Source organism: Streptomyces sp. NBC_01217, assembly GCF_035994185.1.
In the GTDB taxonomy this organism is placed as follows: Bacteria; Actinomycetota; Actinomycetes; order Streptomycetales; family Streptomycetaceae; genus Streptomyces.
Map to the genome: position 1 here is coordinate 3,930,225 of NZ_CP108538.1, position 18,042 is coordinate 3,948,266.

The following is an 18,042-nucleotide window of genomic DNA, read 5'->3' on the forward strand; positions in this document are numbered from 1 at the left end:
CCGGTCCCCCGGGGGCCCCACCACGTTACGCCTACGCCTCCTCGGGGAGTTCCCCGACCCGGTTCTCCCACTTGGTGGAGAGCACGATCGTGGTACGGGTGCGCGAGACGCCCTTCGTACCGCTGAGCCGGCGGATGGTCTTCTCCAGACCGTCCACGTCACCGACCCGGACCTTGAGCATGTACGAGTCGTCGCCCGCGATGAACCAGGCGTCCTCGATCTCCGCGAGGTCCTTCAGCCGGCGCGCCACGTCCTCGTGGTCGGCCGCGTCCGAGAGCGAGATGCCGATCAGGGCCGTGACTCCGAGCCCCAGGGACGCGGCGTTGACGGTGGCGCGGTAGCCGGTGATGACACCGGCGGTTTCCAGCCGGTTGATGCGGTCGGTGACGCTGGGCCCGGAGAGCCCGACGAGCCGCCCCAGCTCGGCGTACGAGGCCCTGCCGTTCTCCCTGAGGGCCTGGATGAGCTGCCTGTCCACCGCGTCCATGTGACTGAAACCTTCCATTGTTCAGCAGTATCGCGAGCTTATGTGTAGAATCTAAGGCACGCAGGCTTTACCGCCTGCAAATCTTCCCGAGCATCCAAAAAATGCTTTCGAATCTTCAGAATCCTCAGGAGTGAGAACACCGTGTACACGATCGAGATGGCCTACGCCCGGATGCGCGAGCTGCAGGACCTGGCCAACCGCTCGCGTGCCCACCAGCCCGCCGCCGCGCTCCGGGTCGACCGCACCCGCAACCCGCGCGCCAAGAAGAAGCGCTGACCACAGGCTCAGTCTCCGGAGCCGCGAGAGCCGCCACCGAGCTCTCCCTCCCAACGGCGGTACAGGCCGTGCGGCACCCCCGCCGCATCCAGCACCCGCCCCGCGACGAAGTCCACCAGATCCTGGATGTGCGTCGCCCCCGCGTAGAACGCCGGAGAGGCGGGCAGCACGACGGCGCCCGCCTCGTCCAGGCTCACCAGATGCCTCAGCGTCTGCCCGCTCAGCGGAGTCTCCCGCACCACGACGACCAGCTTCCGCCGCTCCTTGAGCGTCACGCTCGCGGCCCGCTGGAGCAGATCCTTCGAGAGCCCGAGCGCCACCCCCGCCACGCACGCCGTCGAGGCCGGGACGATCAGCATCCCCTTCGCCGGGTACGACCCCGAGGACGGCCCCGCGGCGAGATCCCCCGCCGCCCAGTGCCGTACGCCCTCCACATCCGCGGCACCCACCTCGAAGGTGTCCGGCTTCCCGTCCGCCCCGCGCGCCAGCCAGCTGCGCAGATCCTCCTGCCAGTGCGCGTCGCGGAACGCGATCCCGGTCTCGTCCAGCAGCGTCAGCCGCGACGCCCGGCTCACCACCAGATCGACGCTCTCCCCCGCGGCCAGCAGACCGCGCAGCACGGCAGCGGCGAATGGTGTGCCCGAAGCACCGGAAACCCCGACAATCCAAGGCTGCCGCTGGCGCTGACTCACTGAAGTCCCGGAATCCACACACCCGAGCCTATCCGGCACCCAAGGGCGGCGACGCGTCAGGAGTTCGGGTCCGCCGTCAGGCTCACCCCCGCACCGTCGGGCCGCTACACCGTCAGGCCACGCACCAGCAGATCCAGCAGCGCGCACGCGAACAGCGCTATCCCGATGAACCCGTTGACCGAGAAGAACGCCCGGTTCAGCCGGGACAGATCGTGCGGCCGCACCACCCGGTGCTCGTACACGAACGCCACGGCGACGATCACCATGCCGATCCAGTAGAAGAGCCCCGCCTCCGTGGCAAGACCGAACCAGACCAGCAGCCCGGTCGTCACCGCGTGGCAGACCCGCGCGCCCCACAGCGCGGCCGGAATCCCGAACCGGGCCGGCACCGACAGCACCCCGTGCGCCCGGTCCGCCTGGACGTCCTGGCAGGCGAAGATCAGGTCGAAGCCGCCGATCCAGATCCCGACCGCGAGACCGAGGATCACCGCGTCCCACGACCAGCTCCCGGTCACCGCGAGCCAGGCCCCGACCGGCCCCATGGCCTGCGCGATCCCCAGGATGGCGTGCGGGTAGTGGGTGAACCGCTTCCCGTACGGATAGACCACCATCGGCACGACGGCCACCGGCGCGAGCGCCAGACAGAGCGGGTTCAGCAGGGCGGCGGCACCGAGGAAGACGACGACGGCGACGAGCGCCCCCGTCCACGCCGACTTCACGGACACCGCCCCCGTCACCAGCTCGCGCGTGGCGGTACGCGGATTACGGGCGTCGATCTCCCGGTCGATGATCCGGTTCGCGGCCATCGCGAACGTCCGCAGCCCGACCATCGCGACGGTGACCAGCAGCAGCGTGACCCAGTGGATCGACCCGTCCGCCCGGAACATCGCGGTCAGGGCGGCGATATAGGCGAAGGGCAGCGCGAAGACCGAGTGCTCGATCATCACGAGCCGCAGAAACGCCCTGACCCTGCTGCTGGGGTGTACGGGCCCCGACCCCAGTGCTGCTGCCTCGGCGGCGCTCACAGTCCGTATTCCTTCCACCGTCGGTCGACCTTCGCCGCCGTCTGAGGGTCGGACTCGACCATCTCCGGCCAGCCCCCGTCCCTGGTGTACCCCTCCTCGGGCCACTTCCTCGTCGCGTCGATCCCCGCCTTGCCACCCCAGAACTGCTGGTAGGAGGCATGATCAAGATGATCGACAGGCCCCTCGGTGACCGTCAGATCCCGCGCGTAGTCCGTATTGCCGAGCGCCCGCCAGGCCACCTCGTGCAGATCATGGACGTCACAGTCGGAGTCCACGACCACGATCAGCTTGGTCAGCGACATCATGTGCGCCCCCCAGACGGCGCTCATCACCTTCTGGGCGTGCTTCGGGTACTTCTTGTCGATCGAGACGATCGCGCAGTTGTGGAAGCCGCCCGCCTCCGGCAGGTGGTAGTCCACGATGTCCGGCACGATGATCTTGAGGAGCGGCAGGAAGAACCGTTCCGTGGCCCGCCCCAGCGGCCCGTCCTCGGTCGGCGGCCGGCCCACCACGATCGACTGGAGCAGCGGACGCTTCCGCATGGTCACGCAGTCGATGGTGAGCGCGGGGAAGGGCTCCTGCGGCGTGTAGAAGCCGGTGTGATCCCCGAACGGCCCCTCGGGAAGCATCTTCCCGGGCTCCAGCCACCCCTCGATGACGACCTCGGCCTGCGCCGGGACCTGCAGCGGCACGGTCTTGCAGTCGACCATCTCGATCCGCCTGCCCTGGATGAACCCGGCGAACAGGTACTCGTCGATGTCCCCCGGCAGCGGCGCGGTGGACGCGTACGTCACCGCGGGCGGCGCCCCGAATGCGATGGCGACCGGCAGCCGCTCCCCGCGCTTGGCGGCCACCTGGTAGTGGTTGCGGCTGTCCTTGTGGATCTGCCAGTGCATCCCGATGGTCCGCCGGTCGTGGCGCTGGAGCCGGTAGAGCCCCAGGTTCCGTACGCCGGTCTCCGGGTGCTTGGTGTGGGTGAGCCCCAGGTTGAAGAAGGAACCGCCGTCCTCGGGCCAGGTGAAGAGCGCGGGCAGCTGATCCAGGTCCACGTCGTCGCCGGTGAGGACGACCTCCTGCACGGGGGCGTTGTCCGACTTCACCTTCTTCGGCGGCACGTGCACCATCGAGCCGAGCTTGCCGAACGCCTCGCGCACGCCGACGAAGCCGTGCGGCAGCTCCGGCTTGAGGAGGCCGCCGATCTTGTCACTGATGTCGGTGTACGACTTCAGCCCGAGCGCCTTCAGCAGCCGCCGGTCGGTCCCGAACACATTCATGGCCAGGGGCATGGACGCCCCCTTGACGTTCTCGAACAGCAACGCGGGCCCGCCCGCCTTGTTCACCCGGTCGACGATCTCGCCGACCTCCAGGTAGGGGTCGACCTCGACCTTGATGCGCTTGAGCTCGCCCTCGCGCTCCAGAGCCCGGAGAAGGGAACGAAGATCGTCGTAAGCCATGCCGACCAGTATCGGCCACCGGCTACTCTGGGCCCGTCACCGGGGCGGGACAAGCCCCGCCATCTCTCCGCAGGGGGACCTTTCCAACATGTTCCGGGCCCTGATCTATCTCCTGCCTCTGGCGCTGACGATCTACGCGTTCATCGACTGCCTGAACACTCCCGAGGACGAGGCCAAGCACCTGCCGAAGATCGCCTGGGTCTTCATCATCCTGCTGTTCTGGATCGTCGGCCCGATCGTCTGGCTCGCCGCGGGCAAGATGCGCACGGTGCCCGCCGGGGGCCGTACGCCGTCCGAATGGCACCGCAATCACCGTTCGCAGTGGGTGGCCCCGGACGACAATCCGGAGTTCCTGAAGGCGTTGAAGGACGAGAACAAGAAGGACGAGTCGCTCCTCAAGGACTGGGAGGCGGATCTGCGCCGCCGCGAGGAGGAGCTCAAGCGCCGCGAGAGCGGCGGGAACGCGAGCCCCTCCACCGACTGAGGAGCGGGGGTCCGGGGCAGCGTCCCCGGCGACGGCGACCAGGAGTGCACGCGCATGAACGACCAGGCCATGCTGGCCACCGCCCTCGACGAGGCCCGTGCCGGGCTCGCCGAGGGCGGCATTCCCATCGGCGCCGCGCTGTACGGGCCGGACGGCACCCTCCTCGGCCGCGGCCACAACCGCCGTGTCCAGGACGGCGACCCGTCCCTGCATGCCGAGACCGCGGCGTTCCGGGCGGCCGGGCGGCAGCGTTCGTACCGGGGTACGACGATGGTGACCACGCTCTCGCCGTGCTGGTACTGCTCCGGCCTCGTGCGGCAGTTCGGGATCTCGCGGGTGGTGATCGGCGAGGCGCGGACGTTCTGCGGCGGGCACGGCTGGCTGGCCCGGCACGGGGTGGAGATCGTGCTGCTCGACGATGCCGAATGCGTCGCCCTGATGCGGGACTTCGTACGGGAGCACCCCGACGTCTGGAACGAGGACATCGGCGCCGAGTGATCCGCCGCCCCTCAGAATCGCCGCCACACCGCCCCGATCGTTCGAAAATCTACACCTTGCTCCAACACCCTGCCGATATCCTGGTGTTGACGGTGTGACAGTTCGGGTGGGGCATCGGCGCTGGGGGTGCTGTGGAGAGAGAGCTGTACGGGCGCGAGGCGATCTTCGGCAACGACGGACTGGCGGCGCGTCTGACAGGTCTCACTCCGTACGGCTCCGCCCGGGTCGCCTACGAGCACCGCGACGATCCGCCGGTCGCCGTGCTGACCGGCGGCCGCGGCATGGGCAAGACGGCCGTGCTCAAGCAACTGCGCCATCTGTACCGGGAGATCACCCCGGTCGCCCTGGTCGACTGCGAGGCCGTCGTGCCGCCCGCGGACCCGGGGCCCGGCTGGACTCCGGTCACAGGAGCGCTGCCGGAGCTCGCCACGCAGCTGACGGCGAAGGTGCATGCCGCGCGGCCGGTGCAGTTCCCCCGGCTGAGCCTCGGCCTGGTGGCGGTCGCCTCGATCTCCTGGACGCGGGAGGACGAGACCCGGGCGCAACGCGATCTGCATTCGCTCGGGCCGGTGCTGGCGACCGTGGACACCCGGGGGGACGCGGCGACGGGCTGGGTCACCAAGGTGCTGTCGAAGCTGGCGTCGAGCGCGTTCGACTCGGTGGTGCCGCTGGCCGGGATGGTGGCGGAGGCCACGGTCGAGACGGTGCTGGAGGAGACGTTCAGCCGGTTCCAGCGGCGTTCGGCGGACTGGTACGGGAGTTATCCGCACGCGGGCGGCAACGGCAGGATCGGGCTGCGGCAGCTGGCCGTCGATTTCGAGCGCGGTGGTGATCTGCGCCGCCGGGCCGAGGATCATCTGGTGCTCGCGCTGGTCGCGGATCTGGTGCGGGCGTACGGGGGTCTGGCGCGCGGTGCCCGCCGTGGCCGTCCGGTGCTGCTGCTGGACAACGCGCACACGGTGCTGGGCCGGCAGCTGGTCGAGCCGGTGCTGCGGCAGCGGGCCTCCGGGGTGCGGGACCAGATCGCCGTGTTCGCCTCCTCGCGCGCCCGTGACCACGAGGGGCTGAGCCATGCGGTGCGCCGGCGGCTGCCTGAGGTGGCGCACGGTTCGCACTGGGTGCGCGGTTGCGAGGTGACGTCCGGGATTCTGGCCGTGGAGCTGACCGCGCTGGGCCCGGCGCATGTGCAGGCGGCGTTCGACCGGCACGATCCGGTGGGCCGCGCCCCGGCCGGGCTGGCGCGCGGGGTGCACCGGCTGACGGGCGGGCGCCCGCTGGGGGTGGCGCTGCTGGCCCAGGCGGTGGGCGAGGCGCTGGTGCCGGGGGCGTCACGGACGGGTGCGTCGGCGGCGGGTTCGCTCGTGCCCGGGGCGCTGCTGGACCGCACGGTGGAGCTGCGTGAGGACCGGGCGCCGGTGCGGGTCGCGGACGAGCTGCTGGCACAGCTGCTGCCGGACCGGGAGCTCGACGTACTGAGTGTGCTGGCCGCCGCGCACGGCGAGGACTCGGCGCGGCTGCTCGCCACGGCCCGGCTGCGCGGCCGGTCGCTGGACGGCGATGTGGCGTTGCAGGTGCGCGATGTGCTGCGGGCGCAGGGCTGGCCGGTCGGTCCCGAGTACTTCGTCGCCGATCCGCTGCTGCGTGCGCTGCTGCTGCACCGGCTGAGGTTCCAGGACGGCGACCATCCGCACTACGCGGTGTGGCGTGCGGTCCACGAGACGCTGCGCACGGCGTACGCGCCCGGGGGCCGCTGCCCGAGCGTCCCGCACCGGCTGCATCAGGAGCTGGTGCTGGGCAGGACGAGGGACTGTGTGACGCATCTGCGGGAGCGGTTCACCGACGGGGACGTGACGGCGTGGCTCGGCTCGCTGCGGTTCATCGCCTCGGCGCCGTTTCCGCGTATGCCCGGTTCCACCGGCCCCGATCCGCGGCGGGCGGTGGCGCTCGGCCGGGAGACGGGCGGTTCGCCGGCGGAGGGGGAGACGGGGCTCGCGGGGCTCGGCGAGCGGGCCGTGGAGCTCCAGATGCAGCTGCGCCGGCTGCTGCACGCCGTATGGCTGCTGTCCGATCCACTGGCTCTGCCGGACGACGAGGTGATCGACAAGATGGCGCACGAACTGCGACAACTGTCCGGCAGGCATCCGACGGGCAACAGCGTGCTGTGGGACGCGGCGACGCACTGGCCGCGGGACATCAGGGCCTGGCGGCCGCTGTCCATGCCACCGGGCTCACCGGGCTCAAACGGACCGGGCACGCACGGAAGCGGGCAGGGCGGTGGCTCGAATGCGTAATCCGCTGCGCTATCGCGTCTGGTACACGGCCAGGCAGAAGGTCATCACCTCGGTGGTGGTCGGCGCCCTGGTCGTCACCTCCGGCTGGTACGGCATCAACAGGCTCACCGCCCCCGAGGACCGCTCGTGCGCGAAGGGCGTCGAGCGACCGCAGGGCAGCGAGGAGTGCATAGGTGTCTCCGGCGACGGCTACGACTTCGGGCGGCCGAAGCTGACCGAGGTGGCCGCGGCCATCGCCCGGGAGAACGCCACCCTGAAGCCCGGCCGGTACGCGACGGTCGCGCTGCTGCTGCCGCTGACGTCGACGGACGAGGCGATGCAGACGAAGATGCAGCGCGAGCTGCAGGGCGCGTTCGCCGAGCAGTACCGGGCCAACCATCTGTCGAACGACCAGGTGCCGAAAATCCGGCTGGTGCTCGCCAACAGCGGGAAGAACAACCTGCTGTGGCAGCCGACGGTGGAGCGGCTGAAGAAGATGACCGGCGCCCCGGACCATCTGCGGGCCGTGTCGGGGGTCGCCACCAGCAGTACGCAGATCAGGTCGGCGGTCAAGGAGCTGACCGCCGCGCACATCGCCGTCGTCGGTACGACGATCACCGCCGACGACATCGCCAACGGCCCGGGCGGCGACCCGTTCCCCGGTCTGGCGCGGGTGTCGCCGACCAACCGGGACGAGGCGCGGGCGCTGGCGCACTTCGGGAAGGTGCGGGCGGACAAGGCGCTGCTGGTGCAGGACACCCGTACCGGTGACCACTACACGGACACGCTGCGGGCGGCGTTCACCTCGCTGGTGAAGGGCACGCAGTACGAGCCGCAGCTGTTCACCTCGCGCAAGGATCCCAACGACGAGGGCACCACGGCCAATACGTTCCAGCAGATCACCCACCTCATCTGTGACACGGACGCGGAGACGGTGTTCTTCGCCGGACGCCACACCCAGTTGCGGCAGTTCATCAACGCGCTCGGGGCCCGTGGCTGCCAGAGCCGCCCGTTCACGATCCTGACCGGCGACGAGGGTTCGTACCTCGGGAGCGACAAGAAGCTCGACCGGGGCGCGCTGCGCCGCAAGGTGACGGTCCGCTACGCCTCGCTGGCGCACCCGGACGCCTGGTCCACGGCGGGCGCGGTGGCTACGGGCGGTTCCCCGGCGGACTACCGGAGCTTCCTGGACCTGCTGGCCACGGTGGCGAAGGAGCCCGTGGGGCCGATCGGCCCGACCGGTCACCAGGAGCTGACCGACGGCCAGGTCATCGTCGCGTACGACGCGATGTCGCTGGCGGTGCACGGCATCCGGCAGGCGACCCCGGACGGCAAGCGGCTGCCGCAGACCGGGGACGTGGGCGAGCAGTGGCCGCGGGTGAAGGGTTCGCTGCGGGTGTCGGGGGCCAGTGGCTGGATCTGCCTGGACAACCACGGGAATCCGTACAACAAGGCGGTGCCGGTGGTGGAACTGGCGCCGGAGGATGCCCGTCAGCGGTTCGTGGCGATCGCCTGGCCGGAGCGCACGCCGCCGGACGCGAAGTGCCTGCCGCCGTCCTCGGGGCCCTGATGCCGTGACGCCGTATCAGCGTTCGGCCGCCTCGTACTCCTCGCGCAGCTCCGCCCACCGGACCGGGGTCCACTTCGACCAGTCGGCGGGGTATCCGCCGAGCGCGTCGACGAGGAGGAGGAAGTGGTCGTGCCAGCCGGCGAGGCAGTCCAGGCGCAGTTCGTCGTCGCCGCGCAGCTCGTTGGTGAAGCGCAGCAGCACATGGTCGCCGCGCGGTGGCTCCAGGTGGAAGCGGATCCGGCCGTGCACCCCTTCGAGGGTGTATTCGGCGACCCGCTCGATGTCCCAGGCGGTGACGGTGCCGGAGGCGACTGTGGCGTTCCCGTCCTGGTCGGTGCCCCGCCAGCGCAGGGTGATCGCTCCGCCGATGCGCGGTTCGAACGGGTCGGCGGCGGCGAGCCAGCCGTGCAGCCCCTCGGAACCGGCAACGGCTGCCCACACCCGTGGCACGGGGTGGGGCAGCCGCAGCGTGAACCGCAGGGTGTGCCGGTCACCGTGGGTCTCGCTGGTGCCACGCTCGATGACGGGGGTCGCATCGGTCATGGTTCCAGCGTGGCCCGGTGGTGCGGGTTCCGCACCCGTACGCGTACGGGGTGCTGTCAGACCCCGGCGTAGGAGTGCTTGCCGGTGACGAAGATGTTCACGCCGTAGTAGTTGAAGAGCCAGCAGCCGAAGGCGATCAGTGCCAGGTAGGCGGCCTTGCGGCCCTTCCAGCCCGCGGTGGCGCGGGCGTGCAGGTAGGCGGCGTAGGCGACCCAGGTGATGAAGGACCAGACCTCCTTGGGGTCCCAGCCCCAGTAGCGGCCCCATGCGTCGCCCGCCCAGATGGCGCCCGCGATGATCGTGAACGTCCACAGCGGGAAGACGGCGGCGTTGACGCGGTACGAGAACTTGTCGAGGGTCGCCGCGGCGGGCAGCCGGGAGAGCACGGACTGGGCGAACGAGCCGGGCTCGACGCCGTTCGCGAGCTTGCTCTCGTAGCTGTCGCGGAAGAGGTAGAGCAGGGTGGCGACCGCGCCGATGTAGAAGACGGCGCCGCAGATGATGGCGGTGGAGACGTGGATCCACAGCCAGTACGAGTGCAGTGCGGGCACCAGCTGGTCGCTGGAGGTGTAGAGCACCGTGGTCGCGATGCCGAGGTCCAGCAGGACGGTGGTGACCAGCAGCAGCCCCATCCAGCGGACGTTCTTCTTCAGCGCGAGGAGGATCAGGTACGCGCCGACCGCCACCGTGGAGAAGGTGATGGAGAACTCGTACATGTTGCCCCAGGGGGCACGCTGCACGGACAGCGCGCGGGCGACGACGCCGCCGGCCTCCACAAGAAAGGCGAGCACGGTCATGGAGACAGCCATGCGTCCGTACAGATCGCCCTTGAACGTGCCGCCGGCCGCGCCGGGCCCGTCCGGGACGTCACGGGAACCGGCCGCGGAGCGCGTGACGATCTTCGGGCGCTCCAGTACGGCGGTGCCGCCGCCCTTCTCCGTGACCTGCACCTGCACCGTGGCACCGGCGGCGTTTTCGGCCCCGGTCAGCGCGGCGGCGGTGCGGCCGACCTTGCTGCGGCTGCCGAACACCCATTCCGCGATGTGTGCGAAGAAGGCCAGGGTGTAGACGGCCATCGACGAATAGATCAGCACATTGCTGGTGTGCGCCAGGTTCTCGTTGGTTGCGGCGGCGAGATTCACTTCTCAGCCCCTTCGGCAGGTTCTTCGGAAGATTCTTCGACGGAGTCGGAGTCGGGGTCGGATCCGAGGTCGGGATCGGGGTCGGATCCGGGCGGCGCGGTGGGCGCCACGGCGTTGAGCGTGACCGCGAGATCGGCCAGCTCCTCAGGAAGCTTCGCGGACTCGCTGCGGCCGAGACCCGCCATTTCGACGACGGTGACGCCGTCCGCACCGCGTACGGCCCGCACCCAGATCCGGCGCCGCTGGATGAACAGCGAGCCCGCGAGTCCGGCGATCGCGGCGACCGAGCCGGTGAGCGCCCAGCCGCTGGCGGGCTGCTCGGAGATCTGGAAGCTGGCCCACTCCTGGACGCCCTCGAAGGTGATCGAGCCTGCGCCGTCGGGCAGCTTCATCGTGTCGCCGACCGCGAGGCGCTGCTTGAGCTGCTTGCCCTCGCTGTCCTTGAACTCCTTCATCTTGGACTTGTCCAGCTGGTACACGTTCTGCGGAAGCCCGGAGTCGACGCCGAGGCTGCCCCAGTAGCCGTTGAGGGCGAGTACGGGCATGTCGGCGGCCGGGAACTGCGAGAACATCGTGCCCTTGCCGTCGCCCGCGAAGGTCGGCACGAAGAAGGCCTGGAAGCCCAGCTGGGTCTTCTTGCCGTTCTTGTCGCGGTAGCCGTCCATCACCTTGATCGCACCGGTCGAGGTGACGTTGTTGTCGATGGGCAGCAGCGGCACGGCGTTGCGGTAGACCTCCTTGCCGCTGCCGTCCTTGACGGAGACGACGGGCGCGTAGCCGTGCGCGTTGAGATAGACCTTGGTGCCGTCGACGACCAGCGGCTCGTTGACCCTGATGACGCTCTTGTGCGGCTTGCCGTAGGCGCCCTTCGTGTACGTCACATGGGCCTCGTAGGTCCTGGGCGTACCGATCTGGGGGCCGCTGCGCTCGTACGTACCGATGAACTTGTCGAGCGTGAAGCTGAACGGGGCGAGCGAGTCGGTGTCGAAGAGCGAACCGGACTTGAAGTCGTCGTACTGGGTCAGCGTGTTGGAGAAGCCGTCGCCCTCGACGACCAGCTTGCCGCCCTCGGACTTGAAGAGCTGTCCGAAGGCGAACGACACCAGCATCACGATCAGCGCGATGTGGAACATCAGGTTCCCGGCCTCGCGCAGATAGCCCTTCTCGGCGGCGACCGCGTCCCCCGCGGTGTGTGCGCGGTAGCGGCGCCCGCGCATCATCGCGAGCGCGGCCTCGCGGACCTGCTCGGGCCCGGCCTCGGTGCGCCAGGTGGTGTACGCGGGCAGCCGGGTCAGGCGCCTGGGGGCGCCCGGCGGGCGGCTGCGGAGCTGGCCGACGAACTGGCCGGTGCGCGGGACGATGCAGCCGATGAGCGAGACGAACAGCAGGATGTAGATCGCGGAGAACCACACCGAGCTGTAGACGTCGAAGAACTGGAGCTTCTCGTAGATCGGCGTGACGGTGGTGTGGGCGTCCTTGAAGGTCTGCACCTTCAGTTCGTCCACGCTGTTCTGCGGGATCAGCGAGCCGGGGATGGCGCCGAGCGACAGCAGGAAGAGCAGGATCAGCGCGACGCGCATCGAGGTGAGCTGCCGCCAGAACCAGCGGGCCCAGCCGATGACGCCCATGGCCGGCAGGCCGGCCGCGCTCTCCTCGCGCGGGGCGGTGGAGAGCCGGGAGCCTGCCGCACCGAGCTCGCGGGCGTTCTCCCGGTCCCGCTCGTCGCGGATCTCCCGCTCGTCGCGCTGCTCGCGCTCCGGGGCCGGGTTGGACTTGGTGTTGCTCATGGAACTCAGATCCCCACCGTGAAGCCGTCGGACCAGCCCTGCAATTCCTGCATCATGCTGCCCCAGACACCGGTCAGCAGAAGCACCCCGGTCGCGATCATCATGACGCCGCCGATGCGCATGACCCATGCGTAGTGACGCTTGACCCAGCCGAAGGCGCCGAGCGCCTTGCGGAAGGCGACCGCGGCGAGCACGAAGGGCAGGCCGAGCCCGAGGCAGTACGCGACGGTCAGTATCGCCCCGCGCCCGGCGGTTCCCTGGTCCATCGCGAGGATGCTCACCGAGCTGAGCGTCGGACCGAGGCACGGGGTCCAGCCGATCCCGAAGAGGGCGCCCAGCAGCGGTGCGCCCACCAGTCCGGTCACCGGCTTCCTGTGGATACGGAATTCGCGCTGCGTCATCCAGGGCATCAGGCCCATGAAGAAGATCCCCATGAGGATCATCAGCACGCCGAGAATCCTGGAGAGCGTGGTGCTGTGCTCCTGGAGGGTCTGGCCGAAGAAGCCGAAGAGCGCGCCGCCGGAGACGAACACCGCGGTGAAGCCGAGCACGAAGAGCGAGGCGCCCACGACCATGCGCCCCCGTCTGGCCTGCGCGAGATCGCTGCCGCTGACGCCGGTGACGTAACTGAGATAGCCGGGCACGAGCGGCAGGACGCACGGCGAGAAGAACGAGACGAGCCCGCCGAGTACGGCGATGGGCAGGGCGACGAGCAGCGCCCCGTTCATCACGGTCTCGTTCTGCCCCGGGAGTGCGGCAAGGGTGAGCACGGAATCACTTCTCCGCGATCAGCGGGTCGATCATCTGGTGCAGCTTGGTGGCGTCGAGCGCGGTCAGGTAGCGGGCGGCGATCTTCCCGTCCCGGTCCAGGACCACGGTCGACGGAATGGCCTGTGGACGCAGCGTGCCCTTGGGGAAGCGGAGCATGAGCTTGCCGGTCGGGTCGAAGAAGCTCGGGTAGGTGACCCCGTAGTCCTTCTCGAAGCTGATCGCGGGGCCCTTGGCGGCGTCCCGTGTGTTGATCCCGATGAACTCGACGCCCTTGCCCTGCGTCTCCTTCGCCACCTTCGCGAAGTACTGGGCCTCAAGCCGGCAGGGGCCGCACCACGAGCCCCAGACGTTCAGCACGACGACCTTGCCCTTGTAGTCGGCGACGTCGAGCTGCTTGCCGTCGAGGGTCTCGCCGTCGAGCTTCGGGGCAGCCTCGCGGTCGGCCTTGGCCACGGTGGAGATTCCGCCGCTGCCCGTGACGAAGTGTGTGTTGCCACCGCCGCCGGTCTTGTTGTCGTCACCGCTGCACGCGGTCAGCGTCAGTGCGAGCGCGACGGCCGCTGCGGGCGCGGCGAGCAGGGTGAAGCGGCGTCGGGGTGCGCGGCCATAGCTCATGTGAAAAGTTTCGCATGAGGGTTCCGGCGATCTCGGCCGCCCCCCTCGGTGCCCGTAAAGCCCGTTGTCAGGCCTGTTTAAAGAAGGTGTTCCAGCCGCCTTCGGGGGACTGATCGACCTCCAGCGTACGGAGCTTGTCGAGCACCTCGGGGTCCTGGACGTCGAGCCAGTCCACGAACTGCCGGAAGGAGACGAGCCGCACGTCCGGCTTCCCCGCGATTTTCTTGAGCGTTTCCTCGACGGCATCCATATAGATGCCGCCGTTCCACTCCTCGAAGTGGTTTCCGACATAGAAGGGTGCGCGATTCGTCGTGTACGCGCGGCCGAAACCCGCGAGATACGACTCCATGGCCTGCTTGCGCCAGCCCGGATAACGCGAGGGCATGCCCCTGGTCGAATTCACCGACTGGTTGGCGAGGATGTTGTAGTCCATGGAAAGGACTTCGAAGGTGTGCCCCGGGAACGGCATGCCCTGCAACGGCAGATCCCAGACGCCCTCGCGCTTGCGGGGCCACACCTGGGTGCCGCCGGGCGAACTGGCGTCGTAGCGCCAGCCGAGCCTGCGCGCCGTGGGCAGCAGATTGTCCTGGCCGAGCAGACAGGGGGCGCGTCCGCCGACGAGTTCCTTGCGGTAGTCGAAAGGCAGCGGATCGAGGTCGGTCCAGCCGGTGTTGGTGCGCCATTCGGTGACGAAGGAGACCGCCTGATCGATTTCGCTCCGCCACTGGGAGAGCGACCAGTTCGCGACCGATCCCGAACCGCCGCAGAAATGCCCGTTGAAGTGGGTGCCGATCTCGTGCCCGTCGAGCCAGGCCTGACGGACGTACTTCAGCGTCTGCTTGATGTGGTCATCGGTGAGATAACCGATCGCGGAAGCGCCGACGGGGTTGTTGGGCGGCCGGTACATGGACCTCTTCGACTCGGGCAGCAGATAGAGCCCGGAGAGGAAAAAAGTCATCGACGCGTCGTGATCCTTGGCGAGTTCGAGAAAGCGCGGGAAGAGCCCGTTGCCGACCTCGCCCGCCCCGTCCCAGGAAAAGATCACGAACTGCGGCGGCGTCTGCCCGGGTTCGAGCGGAACCGGCGCGGAGGGCTGGTGCGGCTGCTTGCCGGTGTCCGCGGTGGAACCGTCCCCTATCTCGCGAACGTCCTTCTTCGCAGGCCCGGTCCCCCGGGTGTGCCCGTCGGCGCCCTTCTCCCCCGTGGTCCCCGTGCGCACACCCGACCGGTCCGCACCGGAGGAACCGCACCCCACCAGACCGATGCCCGCCGCGGCCCCGAGCCCTGCTCCGAGCAAGCCCCTTCGGCTGATATCGCGCATGAGTTCCCCATCTGCGGTCGTTTTATCTCAAGTCCATACAAAGTGACGTGGGTATAGATGAGAGAAGCAACACGGGGGTTCCGCGATGTGGCACCAAATCCGCCGCGGCAGCAAAAAATCGCCGGACGGGCGAAGATCAAGCCCGTCCGGCGATCGAGGACAAAACGGCAACCGGACGACCGGGGACACAGCCACAGCGGGGCCCGGGGCCACCGCACGCCGCCCCCGCCGACCGCCGGTCCGGCTACGCGCCGAACGCCTTCGACTGCCCCTTCACCGGCTTCGCCCCGGCCCGCAGATGCACCGGCACCAGATCCCGCGCCGGCTCCGTGTACCCGACCGACACGATCTTGTCGCCCTGGTACGTGAAGCTGGTCAGCGACGCGAGCGTGCACTGCCGCTTGCGCGGGTCGTGCCACAGCCGCCGCCGCTCCACGAAGCTGCGCACGATCCAGATCGGCAGCTGGTGGCTGACGCACACCGCCTCGTGCCCCCGCGCCGCGTCACGGGCGGCGTCCAGGGCGCCCATCATCCGTACGACCTGCTCGACGTACGGCTCGCCCCACGACGGCCGGAACGGGTTCGTCAGGTGCTTCCAGTTGTCCGGCTTGCGCAGCGCCCCGTCGCCGACCCCGAAGGTCTTGCCCTCGAAGACGTTGGCAGCCTCGATGAGCCGCTCGTCGGTGGCCAGGTCCAGGCCGTGAGTCTTGGCGATCGGCGTGGCCGTCTCCTGGGCGCGCTCCAGCGGGGAGGCGACGACATGGGTGATGTCGCGGCCCTCCAGGTGCTCGGCGACCCGGTCGGCCATCCGGCGGCCGAGCTCGGAGAGGTGGTAGCCGGGGCGGCGCCCGTACAGCACGCCCTCCGGGTTGTGCACCTCGCCGTGCCGCATCAGATGGACGACGGTGATGTCCTTGCGGCTTCCGTTCTCGCTCATGCGGTGGCCTCCGAGGCGGCGCGGGCGGCGGTGGGCAGGGCGGCGGCGATGCGCTCGACGGCCTGCGCGTCATGGGCGGTGGAGACGAACCAGGACTCGAACGCGGACGGCGGCAGGTAGACGCCCTGCGACAGCAGCGAGTGGAAGAAGGCGGTGAAGCGGAAAGCTTCCTGCTTCTTGGCGTCCTCGTAGTTCCGCACCGGCTGGTCCGTGAAGAACACGGAGAACATGTTGCCGGCCGCGGACACCGTGTGCGCGACGCCCTCCTTGGTGAACGCCTCGCTCACCAGGGCCTGGATCTCCGCGGAGACCGCGTCCACCTTCGCGTACGCGGCGTCGTCCAGCAGCCGCAGCTGGGCGAGACCGGCGGCGGTGGCGACCGGGTTCCCGGAGAGCGTGCCGGCCTGGTAGACGGGACCGGCCGGGGCGAGGTGCGCCATCACGTCCGCGCGCCCGCCGAAGGCCGCGGCCGGGAAGCCGCCGCCCATGACCTTGCCGAAGGTCATCAGGTCGGGCCGCACCCCGTCGATGCCGAACCAGCCGGCCTTCGAGGTACGGAATCCCGTCATGACCTCGTCGGAGATGTAGAGCGCACCGCCTGCGGCGCAGATCTCCTTGAGCCCGGCGTTGAAACCGTCCAGCGGCGGTACGACGCCCATGTTGCCCGGCGACGCCTCGGTGATCACACAGGCGATCTCGCCGGGGTGCGCGGCGAACGCCTCCCGCACGGCCTCCAGGTCGTTGTACGGCAGCACGATCGTGTCCCCGGCCTGCGCACCGGTGACCCCCGGGGTGTCCGGAAGGCCGAAGGTCGCGACCCCGGACCCGGCGGCGGCGAGCAGCGCGTCGACGTGCCCGTGGTAGCACCCGGCGAACTTCACCACCTTGGCGCGGCCGGTGAACCCGCGGGCGAGACGGATCGCGGACATGGTCGCCTCGGTGCCGGACGACACCAGCCGTACCTGCTCCACGGGCTCGATCCGGGCCACGATCTCCTCGGCGAGCGCGACCTCGCCCTCACCGGGCGTACCGAACGAGGTGCCGCGGGCGACAGCCTCCTGGACTGCGGCGATGACCTCGGGGTGGGAGTGGCCGAGGATCATCGGCCCCCACGAGCACACGAGGTCGACATACTCACGGCCATCGGCGTCGGTGAGGTACGGACCTGTACCGGACACCATGAAGCGGGGCGTACCGCCCACGGCCCGGAAGGCACGGACGGGAGAGTTCACGCCGCCGGGCGTCACAAGGGACGCGCGGTCGAAAAGCGTCTGCGAAACTGGGGCGTCATAGGGAAAGCTCACACAAGCCATGGTGTCAGAGCCACGGACGGTCTTGCGGACAGGTGTTTCACCGCACGCCCGTGGGGGAGGTCACTGACACGATGATCGGGTTGCGCGGCGGGGGCTGTGTCTCCTAAGTAGTAGTCGGGTGGATGAGATATGCATCGCGGTGGCGGAGTGGGCGAAGGGACCGACGGCCTGGGGCCCGAGCATGCCCGGCGGGGTCGGCACCGGCGTGAGGCGGAGCGCAGACAGGGCGTACGGTCCGATGGTGCGCAGGGCATCGGATCCGGGAGCAGGAGTGGTGGCCGGGTGGGGGTGACCTACAAGTATTTCGGCGCCCCCGACGGGGCGACCGCGGCACGCGTGCCCATTTCGATGCGCCCCGAGGAGCTCGGCGGCGACGAGCTGGGCACGGGCGGCATGTTCACCAAGATCAAGCCGGAGACGGTCGCGGCGATGGTCCTCACCGGCATCCAGGGCATACCCCTGCACAAGGTCCCCCCGCTGGAGCTGGTCGTGCTGCACCCCGACTACGCGGTGGTCAAGCTCCCGATGACGGTCGTCGACCCGCTGCGCGGCGTCGGCGAGGAGTCGGTGGGCGCCGCGGCCTTCATCTGGTCCACGGTCCCGGACCGCGGCGGCCCGCGCGACGCGTTCAACGTCTACCAGCTGCTGCACGAGTGGCAGGATTTCAGCCATCGCCTGCATGACGCGGGGCATCAGGCGTACTGCCTGGTCTGGCCCTGAGCCGGGGGCCTGTCCGGTACGGACGGCTCCGCGCGTCATGTGCGCGCCCTGCGGCCACAGTCCTCAGCACGCGGAAAACGGCGCCGGTCGCCACCCCTGAGAGTCAGAGGGGTGCGCACGGCGCCGTTCTGTCGGTG

18 protein-coding genes are annotated in these 18,042 nt (G+C 69.6%); 6 read left to right on the forward strand and 12 right to left on the reverse strand.

All coding sequences use genetic code 11. The annotated features are described in order from the left end of the window. Positions 1-31: 31 nt before the first annotated feature. Positions 32-487 (reverse strand): Lrp/AsnC family transcriptional regulator, encoded by a 456-nt coding sequence (locus OG507_RS17215; protein ID WP_327368074.1) that lies wholly within the window; start codon positions 485-487, stop codon positions 32-34. Positions 488-628: 141 nt separating this feature from the next. On the opposite strand from OG507_RS17215, the gene OG507_RS17220 reads away from it, so the two are divergent. Further along, positions 629-763, forward strand: a complete 135-nt coding sequence (locus OG507_RS17220) for a hypothetical protein (protein WP_327368075.1) — start codon at positions 629-631, stop codon at positions 761-763. Positions 764-771: 8 nt separating this feature from the next. On the opposite strand, the gene OG507_RS17225 is transcribed toward OG507_RS17220, so the two are convergent. From OG507_RS17225 to OG507_RS17235, 3 genes are all read right to left on the reverse strand, one after another. Further along, positions 772-1,455: a UbiX family flavin prenyltransferase gene (locus OG507_RS17225; protein ID WP_327368076.1), complete on the reverse strand. Its 684-nt coding sequence runs from the start codon at positions 1,453-1,455 to the stop codon at positions 772-774. 104 nt (positions 1,456-1,559) lie between these two features. After that, positions 1,560-2,480 (reverse strand): menaquinone biosynthesis prenyltransferase MqnP, encoded by a 921-nt coding sequence (gene mqnP / locus OG507_RS17230; protein WP_327368077.1) that lies wholly within the window; start codon positions 2,478-2,480, stop codon positions 1,560-1,562. Beyond that, the gene (locus OG507_RS17235; protein ID WP_327368078.1) at positions 2,477-3,934 is read right to left on the reverse strand and encodes a menaquinone biosynthesis decarboxylase; all 1,458 of its coding nucleotides are present in this window, start codon (positions 3,932-3,934) and stop codon (positions 2,477-2,479) included. The genes mqnP and OG507_RS17235 overlap by 4 nt, the downstream gene beginning before the upstream one ends. An 88-nt stretch (positions 3,935-4,022) precedes the next feature. On the opposite strand from OG507_RS17235, the gene OG507_RS17240 reads away from it, so the two are divergent. The 4 genes from OG507_RS17240 (at position 4,023) to OG507_RS17255 (ending at position 8,756) form a co-directional block, all read left to right on the forward strand. Beyond that, positions 4,023-4,418, forward strand: coding sequence for a PLD nuclease N-terminal domain-containing protein (locus OG507_RS17240; protein WP_327368079.1), 396 nt, complete (start codon positions 4,023-4,025; stop codon positions 4,416-4,418). Between the two features lie 54 nt (positions 4,419-4,472). Further along, the gene (locus OG507_RS17245; RefSeq protein WP_327368080.1) at positions 4,473-4,916 is read left to right on the forward strand and encodes a nucleoside deaminase; all 444 of its coding nucleotides are present in this window, start codon (positions 4,473-4,475) and stop codon (positions 4,914-4,916) included. A 131-nt stretch (positions 4,917-5,047) separates the two neighbouring features. Then, positions 5,048-7,207, forward strand: coding sequence for a hypothetical protein (locus tag OG507_RS17250; protein WP_327368081.1), 2,160 nt, complete (start codon positions 5,048-5,050; stop codon positions 7,205-7,207). After that, positions 7,200-8,756 (forward strand): hypothetical protein, encoded by a 1,557-nt coding sequence (locus OG507_RS17255; protein WP_327368082.1) that lies wholly within the window; start codon positions 7,200-7,202, stop codon positions 8,754-8,756. Before OG507_RS17250 ends, OG507_RS17255 begins: the two co-directional genes overlap by 8 nt. A gap of 15 nt (positions 8,757-8,771) precedes the next feature. Here the strand turns inward: OG507_RS17255 and OG507_RS17260 are convergent, their stop codons facing one another. The 8 genes from OG507_RS17260 to hemL form a co-directional block, all read right to left on the reverse strand. Then, positions 8,772-9,299, reverse strand: coding sequence for a hypothetical protein (locus OG507_RS17260; protein WP_327368083.1), 528 nt, complete (start codon positions 9,297-9,299; stop codon positions 8,772-8,774). A 56-nt stretch (positions 9,300-9,355) separates the two neighbouring features. Continuing rightward, on the reverse strand, positions 9,356-10,441 hold the full coding sequence (gene ccsB, locus OG507_RS17265) for a c-type cytochrome biogenesis protein CcsB (protein ID WP_327368084.1): 1,086 nt from the start codon (positions 10,439-10,441) through the stop codon (positions 9,356-9,358). Continuing rightward, positions 10,438-12,228 (reverse strand): cytochrome c biogenesis protein ResB, encoded by a 1,791-nt coding sequence (gene resB, locus OG507_RS17270; RefSeq protein ID WP_327368085.1) that lies wholly within the window; start codon positions 12,226-12,228, stop codon positions 10,438-10,440. The genes ccsB and resB overlap by 4 nt, the downstream gene beginning before the upstream one ends. 5 nt (positions 12,229-12,233) lie before the next feature. Next, the gene (locus tag OG507_RS17275) at positions 12,234-12,956 is read right to left on the reverse strand and encodes a cytochrome c biogenesis CcdA family protein (RefSeq protein WP_327372007.1); all 723 of its coding nucleotides are present in this window, start codon (positions 12,954-12,956) and stop codon (positions 12,234-12,236) included. Positions 12,957-13,002: 46 nt separating this feature from the next. Further along, a complete protein-coding gene (locus OG507_RS17280; RefSeq protein ID WP_327368086.1) occupies positions 13,003-13,614 on the reverse strand; it encodes a TlpA family protein disulfide reductase in 612 nt (203 codons plus the stop codon). A gap of 67 nt (positions 13,615-13,681) precedes the next feature. After that, complete coding sequence (locus OG507_RS17285; protein WP_327368087.1) at positions 13,682-14,935, reverse strand: hypothetical protein; 1,254 nt, start codon at positions 14,933-14,935, stop codon at positions 13,682-13,684. A 244-nt stretch (positions 14,936-15,179) separates the two neighbouring features. Then, the gene (locus OG507_RS17290) at positions 15,180-15,872 is read right to left on the reverse strand and encodes a histidine phosphatase family protein (RefSeq protein WP_327368088.1); all 693 of its coding nucleotides are present in this window, start codon (positions 15,870-15,872) and stop codon (positions 15,180-15,182) included. Further along, the gene (gene hemL / locus OG507_RS17295; protein ID WP_442810991.1) at positions 15,869-17,185 is read right to left on the reverse strand and encodes a glutamate-1-semialdehyde 2,1-aminomutase; all 1,317 of its coding nucleotides are present in this window, start codon (positions 17,183-17,185) and stop codon (positions 15,869-15,871) included. Before hemL ends, OG507_RS17290 begins: the two co-directional genes overlap by 4 nt. Before the next feature lie 129 nt (positions 17,186-17,314). On the opposite strand from hemL, the gene OG507_RS17300 reads away from it, so the two are divergent. Beyond that, positions 17,315-17,905, forward strand: a complete 591-nt coding sequence (locus OG507_RS17300) for a hypothetical protein (protein ID WP_327368090.1) — start codon at positions 17,315-17,317, stop codon at positions 17,903-17,905. Positions 17,906-18,042 lie beyond the last annotated feature (137 nt).